Below are 12139 nucleotides of genomic sequence, written 5' to 3'. Positions count from 1 at the left end.
CACGGGAATCGGTGATCGCAACGTCACCACCGTGCCATGGCCGCTCGCCCCTCAGAGCAAGCCCCGTTCTCTCTCCAAAACTTTTTGCAGAACCTTCAGCACATTATCTTTGCGGCGATCGCGCGAGAGATGGCGGCGTTACTGTGGGCCACCGGTCACCAGGTCGAACCGGTGCGTTGAGATGCAGTGCGCTCCTGCATTGAAGATCGGGACCCCGGCAAGCGCGGGCCCGGCGCGGACCCCGCCGGATTGAGAGCTCTGCCCGCGCCGGATTTCCCGGCGGAAAAACCGGGCAGCACGGCGACGGGATGTGGCCACGGTGGGGAATTCCCGTGTGGTACTATGTGGCTGGGGCCATCATCCCCAACGCCCGACAACTAGACAGGGAAAGCCCAAGACGAATTACGGAAGTGCGGTAACCAACCCGCGGATAAGAGCTGGATCAACCGTCGTCTCAAGGGCCCCATCCCGTCCCCGTGCTGCCGATCAACGAAGGACAACCTGTGACAAAGGACATGGGGCGGAAAAGTTCATCCATCACTCTTGACCACGGTCATAAGAGTACCAGGATCACCGGCGCGGTGGCAGAATTGCGCGATGACGTCCTCCATTGGTACGCCCATGGCCCGCTCTAGGTTCTCCCAGTAATACGCGGCACTAGCAAGTAGCTCCTCGCTCTGGTCCGGTGCGCGTTCAGCCTTCCAGTACCTGATCAACGCGAGCATGGTGAGCCGCGCAAGAGCCGCAACTGGCAAAAGTGGAAGTTCTGACTCATCTATCGGCCGGCTCTGCTCGTACCCGGCCACAAAGGTAAAGGCCTCCCGCCAAGGGTGATCCGGAGTGCGACCGATTAGGTGCGCAACCGTATTGGCGGGGTCAAAGATCACCGCGCTATGGACAGCGTCACCAAAGTCAAGGATAGCCTTCACGAAGAGATCATTGTCGGGATCCACGACGACATTGTTGGGAGCGTAGTCACCGTGGATCACTTGCATTTCAAGGCCAGGCAACCTCGACAGCAGCACTTCTTCGAACAGCTTGAAGACTCGTTGAGCCAGCTTTCGGTGAATTGGTTCTGGCGCGTACTCGACAAGTCCCGCCCAACGGTGAAAATGTCTAATGTCGTAAACTAAGCTGCGCGCGGCAGCTGGATGCCTAAATGACCGGAGCGCAACGTTTAGTCGCCCTAGCATGTCTCCCGCCTCGGTTAACTGCTCAATGTCGGCATCCATTTGCTCCCATAGTAGGCCTTCGAGGAAGCAGAAGACGCTGAGCGTTCGACAAGTTCCATCCTTCAAGTTGATTGGAACGCTATCCCTTCGGTCAATGGTGGGCTTGATCCGCTGGACCGGCAAGGCGTGAGCGGTATCATCCAGAAAGCGCATCGCCGCAATCTGCAAACCCGTAACTGGTTCAGGCTCGTCGGACGGTGACACCTTTACGAGGTATTCGTTCTCTTTGGCTTTAAGCCTAAACGTATGACCCTTTTCACTTCCCAATCGTTCAATCTGCCCGCTGAGCCCGTAGTGCCTTTCAAGCATGTTGTTCAGCAGCAAGGAGTCGATAGATTGGCTTGACGAGAGGAGGCTGCTCTCCTCAAGGAGTCGTTGCAGCGCGTCAGGTAATTTGTTCATGTTGCTAAGCCTTCTAGAGCCGCTGCTTCGCTACGATGGCGAAGGTCTCAAGGAGTCGGGACACATCAGCAGTGGTAAAAGCTACCGGAGGACGAACTTTCAAAACGTTACCTGCGGGTCCGGTCCGGCTGATCAGAACACGACGGTCGCGAAGATCCTTGATGATGCTTTCACAACGAATAGGATCGGGCTCGAGCGTCTCTCTATCCTTGACGATCTCGACACCAAGGTACAGGCCGCTGCCTCGGATCTCCGCAACATAAGGAGAATCCCGCGTCAGCGTGTCAAGCCCGGCCCGCAGGGTCGCTCCGTTTACGGCGACGCGTTCACGAACATTCTCCTGGTCGAACACATCGAGCACTGCGGACGCCGCAGCTATAGAAAGCGACCGGCCGCCCAGTGTGTTGAAGTAGCTGACTTTCCGTCCGAATTCGTCAGATACCTCCGGGCGGAAGGCGACGCCAGAGATAGGAAAACCGTTCCCAATCGCCTTGCCCATCGTGACGATATCGGGAACCACGCCGTGCCGACTGAACCCCCACATCGAATCTCCGAGCTGAGCGAACCCGGATTGAACCTCATCAGCAATGTGAAGGCCTCCAGCGGCATGAACTTCGTCGACCATTCCCTGCACGAAGCCGGGAGGGTGAGTAAAGATGCCGTCGGAGGTGAACGCAGAATCGGCAATCAGGGCTGCCAGCCTGTATCCGTGCCGTTGGAGATCAAGAATCGCGGAACGCACTTGATCCCGCATATAATTTCCGAGGGATTGTCCGGGTCCGCAGAGCCTGGGGTCAGGAGCGTTAACAAGTCGGACGTTTGGACCGAGTGGGGATCCTGCGCCTAGCATTGGAGAAAAACTGGCGACTTCACGCGTGCGACCGTGAAACGCCCAACGGGTAACTATGATACCCTCGCCGCCCGTATGGAACCTCGCGACCCGAATTGCGAGATCATTCGCTTCGGACCCAGTGCAGGGCAAGCTCAACTTCGACAGCTGAGCTGGAAATGTTGCAAGTAGCCGTTCAGCATAGGCGACCAACGCTTCCTGCGGGTAGCGTGTATCCGTGTTGACTGTGGCAATCTGGCGGGCAACGGCGTCGGCAACGTGTCCGTGCGCGTGGCCGACGCCCTGAACGTTGTTAAATGCATCGAGATAGTCATTGCCGTCGCTGTCTATCAGGTGGGCACCAAAACCCGAGACAAACTCCACTGGAATCGTCTCGGAAAACTGGTAGCCAGGACCGAGCACCCTGTCCCGGCGTCGGATGATATCTTGGAGTCGTTCAGGCAGTTCGCTCATACCACTCGTGCTTATCAACTTGGGATGGGGCGCGCTCATCTCCGCTTTGAGAGGGAACTATTAAAGAAAACCGCCAGAGTTTTCGTCAGTTCCGCTTTTATCTGGTAAAAAAGAGCAACGCTTCGCATAACATTGACAAATTTAACCTGGACGTGAGGTTTTGCAATCACAGCGGTAAGTACCTCGAAAAAACCAAGCGTCCATTTCGAGTGTCCTAGCATCTGCAATCGGTGCCATGTCCTCGATCGGCAGTAGACAGCGGCTGGTTGCGGGCGTCCAATTCAGTTTGCAGATTGGTGTCTTCTTGCGACGAGATGACGGCATGCGCGGTGGTGGCCGGAGCTGCGCGAGCAGGCGTCAGGCGCGGCGCGGGTCGGCCACGATGCGCCGGCGCCATTCGCCAGCGCGCTGCGCTCATACCCTACGACCGGATCCGTCACCGGATCCGTCACCCGCCCCCCCAACACCCCTGGCGTAGGCTACGCGAGGGTTAGTCGCGGTTCAAGCACACCCATCGTGAGATGGGCGAATGCTCAGGGTGCCTGAAGCCGTCGAGGTCTGCTTCTGGCGGGCCGATCAAGACCTTCAAGCCGCGATGCTGATCGCCGTCACTCGGCGCGAAGCTGACGTCGGGCCGGAGAGACCCGGCCGCTTCATCTGGCCCTAGGCGGAAGGCGCAAAGTCATGTTCGGCCTTGGGGGATAGCGGTTCCGAAATACCGCGTGTGGGCGATATCCAGGATGCGGTTGATCAAGCTTGAGTAGCTGTATCCGGCCGTGCTCGCGGCCACGCAATACGATGAGCCCTTTGTGAGACAGGGATTGGCGCTGATCTCTAGGACAAAAGGCTGGCCGGAGCGGTCGATCCGGATGTCGACGCGGGCATAGTCCCGGCATTTGCAGGCGCGGAATGTCGCAATCGAAATATCCCGCAAGACCGTAGCAAGCCCGCTCTCGATCTGTGCCGGGCAAATCTTCGACGCCTTCTCAGCCGCGACGAACTTCGCTTCAAAAGTCATAAGACGCGTTGCGCGGTCGCCAAAGTCCTGCTCCACAAGGGGCAATACCTCGAGTTCTCCGTTGCCAAGCAGAGAAACGGTGATTTCCCGCCCCTCTATGTATTCTTCAACGAGCGCCTCCTGCGCATACTGCTCGACAATCACTTCTACGGCCAGCTTTAGCTCAGCAGGTTCATGGACGAGCTGCAATCCGATGCTGTCACCTTCACGAGGCGGCTTCACTACCACTGGAAATCTCAGGTCGCCAGTATTCTCATCGCCTCGATGCATCACTCGAAATTTCGGCGTCGGCACACCGCGGTCGCGGATGAGTATCTTGGTGACGACCTTATCGTTAGCAAGCTCATGTCCGAGCGGGCTCGCTCCTATGTAGGGAACGCCGGCCATCTCGAGCATGGCAGGAACGTGGGAGAAACGGGACTCGCCCTGAATTCCACACGCCAAGTTGAAGACAAATCCTGAAGGGCGACCTTGCGAATCGGGTGGCATGAACCGCTCAAGCGTAGTTAGCATGCCTTTATCACCCTCGCACAGCAGCACCTCGTGGCCGCCTTCTTGCAGCGCCGGCACCACACTATCGCATTGCCACTCCGTCAAAGGCTCCGGCGGCTGCGGCAAAGGCTGGCCGAACCGGTTAATCACGCCCGTAACGTCTCTGTTCGTAACAACGGCTACTCGCATGAGCTACTCCTTTGATGTTTGATCGGTGGGACGGTGACTCGCTCGGATTTGCGCGGTGCCCCGATTACCTGCGCGAGCACTACAGACCAGCCTGTTAGAAGGCTGATGAACAGTGTCATCAGCACTATGTGCACTGCGGACTGAAGGTTGCTGCCGGACGCAAGATGCTGCCGGTCCGCTGGCAGCCCCAGCACCGCTGGCGCGTCCCACGGGATGCGCAGCCAGTATTGCGTGGGTGAGTGTCATGTGACCTCCTGGGTTTGAAAACAGCGCGACGGCCACTGTCGGAACAGGTCTCTGGTGATGCCCTCGCAATTGGCATGCCACGAAAGGTGTCGCGAGCAAGGAGCACAAAAATGAGGGGCACCCTCGGCCAGCTTAATACTAGCAGCGCCTAGGGATGTCTGGTTCTGGGCACAGAATGTCGTCATCGAACTAAGGCTTGTCGAGATTCAGGTGATTTATGACGGCAGCTTCGAGATTGATGATGGCTGCGAAGCTCTTGCGGATTCTGACGATCGCGCGCACCGTTCCGATTTGATCGCGCCCGGCATTCCGAAGTGATGCCGCGCAGGTGGAGCACCTGATCGTCGGTCAAGATGTGACCGTGTTTGCGGTTCGGTCAAGCGGCAGCGGAGATGAGAGCCCCTGCGCATGGATTCGCCGCTGAGTTCGAGCCGGAGAGCGTTGTGAATGAGACGATCGGGGACAGCATCGGCTAGCTGGGGTTCCCGATGTCGAACCAACGGGCCACCGGGAGCTGGCTGGACACCAGCGTTGAGCGACGCCGTACCGATCTTCGAGGATTTCGAGCAGGTGGTGGCGGGCATTGTCGTCGAGCGGCTCAAGCCCCCAATCGTCGAGGATAAGGAGATCGACCCTGGCGAGGCTTTTCATGGGCGCGGCGATGCGGCCATCGCCCTTGGCCAGGGACAGGTAATCGATTAGGCGCGGCAGCCGGGTGTAGAGTACCGAGCGTTGTCACGGCAAGCCTTGTGGCCGATGGCGCAGGCAAACCAACTCTTCCCGACGCCGGCTAGCCCGATGATGGCCAAGCTCTCTCATGGGCCGCGAGCCCGTCGCCCTTGAGCAGCCTGTCGAACAGCCTATCATTGAGACCGCGTGCGGCACGGTAATCGACGTCCTCGGGCACGGCATGGTGGCGTTGCCGGGGATACCGAAGGCGAAGCGCAAGGCGCCGGTCATTGCGATAGGTCGCCTGTGATCGAGGAGAAGGGCCAAGCCGGTGAGCTGTCGGAGGAGCAGTCCTTCACACAGATGCGGGCACCCCTCAAGGCGGGATACTCTCACGTTGGTCGCAACATCGTGTGCTTAGCGCGATCAAGAGCGGTATGAACGGTGTATCTCCGCACCGAGACCCAGGCCCGCCACGAAAGCGACGGGTTAACGGCGGCAAAGAGTGCGCGGGACACCGACCGGAAAACTGTCGCTGTCTGTTCCTACCGGTGCGCTATGCCGACGACTCCGTGATTTTGGTCACGGGAACGCAGGAGGACCCAATAAGCAGAGAAATCCGCTTTGGCGGCATACCTGCCACCGGACCAAAGGCCTCGAGTTGTCACCGGTAAAGACGATGCGAGAGGCGCCATCTAATTCTTGGATGGCTGTGATATCGATTCAATATTTGCCTGCCAGGAATCAGCAACGTAGCTTCAATCTAGAAAAATGATACCGCGGCACCACAATCGCTAGTGTGGGGCACCAGTGCGGGAATTGGCGCTGCAAACAGCGAAACGGCGCGGCCTAAGCTAACGGGGAGAAAAGAATGCATTCGTACCTCAACCGACGCGCGCTTACGAAGGCCCTTGTGTTGGGAGCGGCTGCGGCGCCTTTTATGCTACGGTCCAAGGCATCGGCCTCGTCTTGCGACGATCATATTGTCCGCCTTTCAGGTACTAATCCCGACTCCCTTAATCCGTTTGCATCCCGGGGCGCGCAATGGCCGCTAGTCTTCACCTATGATACCCTCGTTGGCGTGGACGCCCAGCGCCACGACGATCGGAAGGGATTTGCCAAATCATGGTCCGTTGCTGACGACAACCTCACGTGGACGTTCAAGATTTGGCCTGGCATGAAGTGGTCGGACGGCCAACCCGCCACCGCAAGAGACGCCGCGTTCACCTACAACTATCTGCTCGGCTCCATAGGCAAGCCAGACGAACTGAATGTTGGCTCAAACAGCACTAACGGCATGGATCAAATAGCATCTATTGCGGCCATTGATGACGAGACTTTGCAGATTGTGACCAAGGCTCCCACGCGCTGGCCAATTGACAATTGGCTTCTAATGGTCCCGGAGCACATCTGGAAGGACATCAGCTACGTGGAAGCGCGCAGCACTTTCCGCAATGACCCGCCGCTGGTCGGAACTGGGCCTATGATCGTTGCCGAGTTTCAGCAAGGCCAGTTTACGCGCCTCACGCCAAATCCATATTTCCGTACAGGGCAGCCAAAAACGGCAGGCATGATTATTCAGTACTTCGCGACAATTGATTCAGTTGCCCAAGGTTTGAAGAGCGGCAGCCTTGACTGGGGTTGGGGCCTGACAGCTGGTCAAGTCGCCGATCTCTCCAAGGATCCCAACATCGTGATTGGTCACGGGCGTAACGAGCAGCGCGATTATCTTGCCTTCAACACCGCTTCTGGCAAAGGAGGGGGCAGCACCAAGGCTCTGCAGGATCCGGCATTTCGGGATGCGGTTGGCTATGCGATTGACCAGAAAGCCATAGTAGATCGAGCTTATCAAGGGAACGCCGATCCAGGTGTCGGCATTGTCATGCCTATTGCGACGGATTTTTACTCCGACCTGGCTGACATCAGGCGCCGCTTCGATTTAACCGAGGCGGGTCGTCGCCTCGACGCCGCCGGATATCCGGACGCGGACGGCGACGGTATACGGGAGGATAAGGATGGAAATAAATTCCAGCTTGAACTAATTACAGGAAAGCTTTCTGGCATGGGCGAAATTCCAATCGCAGCGGTACAGCTTATAGCAGGCTGGTTGGGACAAATTGGCATTTCCGTGTCGGTGACCCAGTTCGACACCGGTGCGCTCACCGCCCGGACCAAAGCACCGGCGGACGGGGGCGGAGGCTGGGATTTGCTTGTCGCCAGTGACTGGCAGTCCTCCTCGCCTCACGACCTGCTTAGCATGGGGAGTAGCAAGACCGTCGGCTTGCAGAACAAATCTTATTGGACGAACGGGGATTTCGACAAGTACGTTTTGGAGGTAGATGGAACCGTCAACCTCAAGAAGAGCCAGGAACTGGTCGATCAGGCGGCACGCCTCATTTATACTCAAGCGCCATTTATCATGCTGAGTCACCCCCTATCAGTCACGGCCTATCGCAAGGATTGTTTCCAAGGCTGGGGAACGCAGGATTCCGTGTCGGATTGGACCTATTTTCCGCTCGACCGGTTGCGGCCAGTGACCGGCTAACATGGGATTTGCAAACCGGAGGAGCCAATATTTCGGGCGTACCCTTGGTAGGGCTGTCTTTACCCTTCTGATGGTGGCGACTCTGAACTTCATCCTATTCAGGGTCATTCCCGGCGATCCTGCCGAGTTGCTGCTCGGCGGCGCACGAACTAGCGTGACTGCTGAGCAGATCGAGTCCCAAAGCCAGAAGTGGGGTCTTAATAGGCCGCTGTTCCCTGACCAGGTGGTCGACTACTTGTCGGCAACCATCCATGGCGATCTGGGTTATAGTTTCAAGTTCAGGGGCAGGCCTGTCGCTGGCCTGATTGTGGAGCGCTTGCCAGCAACTATCGCTCTGGTCGGCTTGGCCCAGCTTATCGCCATTCTAAGCGGGGTTATGCTTGGCCTCTATGCGGGTTGGCGTCGAGGAGGAGCTGTCGACCATATTGCTACAGGGGTTTCCCTTGCGCTCTACTCCACGCCGTCGTTCTGGCTTGCTATGTTATTGGTGGTGATCTTTAGCACGATTTTGGGATGGCTTCCGGGCTATGGTCTGTATACACCCGGCGCTAGCACGGATTATGTTGACTCGTTGCTCGATCACCTACGGCATCTCGCGCTCCCGGTCATCGCGGTATCCCTTGGACTGATCGGTCAATACGTCGTGGTCGCACGTGCCGCGATGAGCGATGTTGTCACCGAGGATTACATGATAACCGCACGGGCCAAAGGGCTGACCAGTGGTCAGATGTTGATGCGGCATGCATTTCGCAATGCAATGCTGCCGGTCGTGACCTTGATTACCCTCAACCTTGGTTACGTAGTCGCCGGCGCTATCACAGTCGAAGCTGTATTCGCCTGGCCGGGCATCGGCGCGCTGACAGTGGAAGCGCTCAACGCAAGAGATTACCCAGTTCTTCAAGGCATATTCCTCTTGCTCGGGGCCTCGATCGTTGTCACGAACCTCGTCGCCGATCTTGCCTACGGCCTTCTTGATCCAAGAGTACAATAATGAGTGACGGTACTGTTCAATATTCTCCACGGGGTCGGTGCCAAGCGATCAAAAGCTTTCTGCGTCAATTTCTCAGCTACGGCGGCACTCAGGTGGGCCTCGTATGTCTGGTGTTCTTTGTTGTTGTGGCAGCAATGCCCAATATTCTGGTGGGACCGCTTCAGACTGCGATCAATGCAACCGGCGATTTCCTCGTACCCCCATCAGGCGAGCATCTGCTCGGCACGGACGAAGTCGGGCGGGACGTGCTCAATCTGGTCGTCCATGGTGCCCGGATCTCGCTTACGATTGCGCTACTGGCGACTGTGATCAGCCTCGTCGTCGGAACCACGATCGGTATGACGGCTGGCTACTTTGGTGGCTGGGTTGACGTCTGGCTGATGCGCTTGACGGACTTCTTTTTCGTCATGCCGTCCTTCGTGCTGGCGCTGGTCATCACGCCCGTGGTTCTCGAGGTGATGGGGCGCGGCGGAGACATCCTCGGGTTTCGTCCTTCGCTTTTCGTGATCCTTGTCGTTATCGGCATGACAAGCTGGGCGTTCGTCGCCCGTGTCGTTCGCAGCCAGACACTGTCGCTTAAGGAGCGAACATTCATTGATCGTGCGCGCGTTGTGGGCAGCAGTAATTTCAGCATCATGATGCGGCACATCCTGCCCAATCTAGTGCCGCAAATTGCGGCCAATGGTGCTCTGGTCGTCGCCGGCGCAATTTATGTCGAGACGTCGCTTTCGTTCCTCGGGCTTGGCGACCCCTTGCAGCCTTCATGGGGCACTTTGCTTTCACAGGCTCAGCGCGCCGGCGCGGCCAGTGCTGGATCCTGGTGGTATCTCGGTGCCCCCGGAGTGTGCGTTCTCACGGTTTCCCTGAGCTTCGTCCTGATTGGCAATGCTCTCGACGACACGTTCAATCCACGGCGGAGGGTTATTCCATGACAAACTCCTCCTCTCAGGAGAAAGCTCCGCGTCTGGAAGTCATCGGGCTCTCTGTCGACTATGGGCTCAAGGGCGTTTCATCGCGTGCCATCGACAGCGTGAGCTTCGCGCTCCGAGCCGGAGAGGCCGTTGGCCTCGTCGGAGAATCGGGCAGCGGAAAGACCACGACCGCCATGGCGGTCGCGGGTCTGCTGTCACCCAACGCGCGGGTCAGCAGTGGCGAGGTGCTCTATCGCGGTAACCGACTGCCGATCGACGATGATGCGGCGATGCGGCCACATCGCTGGTGCGAAACGTCAGTTGTCTTCCAGGGCGCGATGAATGCGCTCAATCCTGTTCACCGCGTCATCAAGCAGATCGCCGAGCCATGCATGCTGAAGCTCGGGATGCCGAAGGCTGACGCAATCGCACGAGCAAAGGAGCTGCTCGGACTTGTCGGCATTCCGGCGGATCGCGGTTCGGCCTATCCGCACGAGTTGTCGGGCGGCATGCGTCAAAGGGTGATGATTGCCATGGCGCTCGCATGTCGCCCCTCGATCGTCGTCGGCGATGAGCCGACCACGGCGCTCGACGTCATCACTCAAGCTCAGCTCCTGAAGCTGCTGGGGGAATTGCGATCGCAACTTAATCTTGCGCTGATTTTGATAACCCATGACCTTTCTGTGGTGGCTGAGGCTTGTGATCGCGTAATGATCATGTACGCGGGCCGCATCGTCGAGGATGGCACTGTCGCCGAGATCTTCGCCCAGCCCAAACATCCCTACACCAGACTGCTGATAGACTCGATCCCGAACCCGGCGAACGGCAAAAAGATGATCCGGCCAATACCCGGTGATCCCCCCAATTTGGTGAATCGCCCGTCGGGCTGCGCCTTCCACCCGCGTTGCCCGTCGGTGATGGCGGTTTGCGCCACCGAAGTCCCCAGCCTCGATCAATTCGGGCGGGGACGCGTCGCCTGTCACCTTTACCGGTCCTCGCAAGAAGGTAAGGTCGCAGCTCATGCCTGACACCGCCGATCTCCTGCGTCTTGAGAGCCTGCAGGTCCATTTTCCTCTCCAGAGCGGGCTGTTCGACCGTATCCTGGGCCGCCCTGCCGGCGCCGTGCGCGCGGTGGACGGGATCGACCTCAACGTCGGGCGCGGAGAGATCGTCGCCCTGGTCGGCGAATCGGGAAGTGGCAAAACGACTGTAGGCCGCGTCATCACCAAGCTCGCCCAGCCAACTGGCGGCAGCATGTTGTTCGAAGGCCGCGACATGACGTCGGTTCAAGGCGCCTCGGCCTTGCGTCCTTACCGCCATCGCGTTCAAATGATCTTCCAGGACGCCTATCAGGCGCTTAATCCGCGACACACCGTGTTCGATATCGTGGCGGAGCCGTTGAGGTCACTGCGGCTGGTCGACAACGCCACCCAACTCACGGAGCGGGTCAGCGAAGCTCTAATGTCGGCCGGGCTCAATCCTCCCGGTGATTTCTTCGCCCGCTTCCCACACGAGCTGTCTGGCGGGCAGCGCCAGCGGGTCGTGATTGCCGGAGCACTTGCCGTCAGGCCGGAGTTCATCGTTGCTGATGAACCTGTCTCGATGCTCGATGTCTCAATACGCGCACAGATTCTCCAGGTGCTAGTTGACCTGCGCGACAACCACAACATGGCGCTGCTGTTCGTTACCCACGACCTGCCTCTTGCTTGGTTGATCGCTGACAGGATTGCCGTCTTGTATCTTGGAAAATTGGTCGAGATCGGTAGCGCCGGCGAGATCACATTCAACCCTCGCCATCCGTATACCATCGCCTTGCGCAACGCCACCCCGCAGATCGGCGGCAATGCAGGTCGCGCCGAGATGCCGGCCCTGCAGGGTGAGGTCCCAAGCGCCGCGCGCGTGCCGAAAGGCTGTCGTTTCCATCCGCGTTGCCCATTGGCATTCGAGCGCTGCAAAGCTGAAGAGCCGCCGGCCTTCCAAGTCAGTCCGGGCCACATGTCTGCGTGCTGGCGAAGTGAAGGGTAACGGATTTATTGCAAACGGCTTCCTGCCGGGGATCATCGGTACTCTTCTCGGCAGAAAACGTTGATCATGCCGTCCCCGACCGGCGTCGCAATGAGGAGATCAAGCGCCTCGTCGCG

Annotated in this window: 9 protein-coding genes and 1 pseudogene; 6 read left to right on the top strand and 4 right to left on the bottom strand. The window is 58.4% G+C overall.

The annotated features are described in order from the left end of the window. Positions 1-530 precede the first annotated feature (530 nt). Both NKH28_RS26370 and NKH28_RS26365 read right to left on the bottom strand, forming a co-directional pair. A complete protein-coding gene (locus NKH28_RS26370) occupies positions 531-1634 on the bottom strand; it encodes a phosphotransferase (RefSeq protein ID WP_352980778.1) in 1104 nt (367 codons plus the stop codon). Between the two features lie 13 nt (positions 1635-1647). Continuing rightward, positions 1648-2937, bottom strand: a complete 1290-nt coding sequence (locus NKH28_RS26365) for an aspartate aminotransferase family protein (RefSeq protein ID WP_352980777.1) — start codon at positions 2935-2937, stop codon at positions 1648-1650. Positions 2938-3466: 529 nt separating this feature from the next. Here NKH28_RS26365 and NKH28_RS26360 point away from each other — a divergent pair. After that, entirely contained in the window at positions 3467-3604 is a 138-nt protein-coding gene (locus tag NKH28_RS26360) for a hypothetical protein (protein ID WP_352980776.1), read from the top strand. A gap of 15 nt (positions 3605-3619) precedes the next feature. Here the strand turns inward: NKH28_RS26360 and NKH28_RS26355 are convergent, their stop codons facing one another. Then, a complete protein-coding gene (locus NKH28_RS26355; RefSeq protein WP_352980775.1) occupies positions 3620-4636 on the bottom strand; it encodes a D-alanine--D-alanine ligase family protein in 1017 nt (338 codons plus the stop codon). A gap of 647 nt (positions 4637-5283) precedes the next feature. Further along, positions 5284-5846: pseudogene (locus NKH28_RS26350) on the bottom strand (ATP-binding protein); the annotation flags it as partial. Positions 5847-6422: 576 nt separating this feature from the next. Between NKH28_RS26350 and NKH28_RS26345 the strand changes: the two are divergent. The 5 genes from NKH28_RS26345 to NKH28_RS26325 are packed head-to-tail and all read left to right on the top strand — an operon-like array spanning position 6423 to position 12023. Then, positions 6423-8096, top strand: coding sequence for an ABC transporter substrate-binding protein (locus NKH28_RS26345; protein WP_352980774.1), 1674 nt, complete (start codon positions 6423-6425; stop codon positions 8094-8096). A 1-nt stretch (position 8097) separates the two neighbouring features. Then, on the top strand, positions 8098-9087 hold the full coding sequence (locus NKH28_RS26340) for an ABC transporter permease (protein ID WP_352980773.1): 990 nt from the start codon (positions 8098-8100) through the stop codon (positions 9085-9087). Continuing rightward, positions 9087-10019, top strand: a complete 933-nt coding sequence (locus tag NKH28_RS26335; RefSeq protein ID WP_352980772.1) for an ABC transporter permease — start codon at positions 9087-9089, stop codon at positions 10017-10019. Before NKH28_RS26340 ends, NKH28_RS26335 begins: the two co-directional genes overlap by 1 nt. Then, on the top strand, positions 10016-11026 hold the full coding sequence (locus NKH28_RS26330; RefSeq protein ID WP_352980771.1) for an ABC transporter ATP-binding protein: 1011 nt from the start codon (positions 10016-10018) through the stop codon (positions 11024-11026). The genes NKH28_RS26335 and NKH28_RS26330 overlap by 4 nt, the downstream gene beginning before the upstream one ends. Next, complete coding sequence (locus tag NKH28_RS26325) at positions 11019-12023, top strand: ABC transporter ATP-binding protein (protein ID WP_352980770.1); 1005 nt, start codon at positions 11019-11021, stop codon at positions 12021-12023. The genes NKH28_RS26330 and NKH28_RS26325 overlap by 8 nt, the downstream gene beginning before the upstream one ends. The last annotated feature ends 116 nt before the right edge of the window (positions 12024-12139 follow it).

This window comes from Mesorhizobium sp. M1227, from assembly GCF_040318315.1.
Taxonomy (GTDB): domain Bacteria; phylum Pseudomonadota; class Alphaproteobacteria; order Rhizobiales; family Rhizobiaceae; genus Mesorhizobium.
The sequence above is the reverse complement of the archived record's forward strand: the minus strand, read 5'-3'. Positions and strand labels throughout refer to the sequence as shown.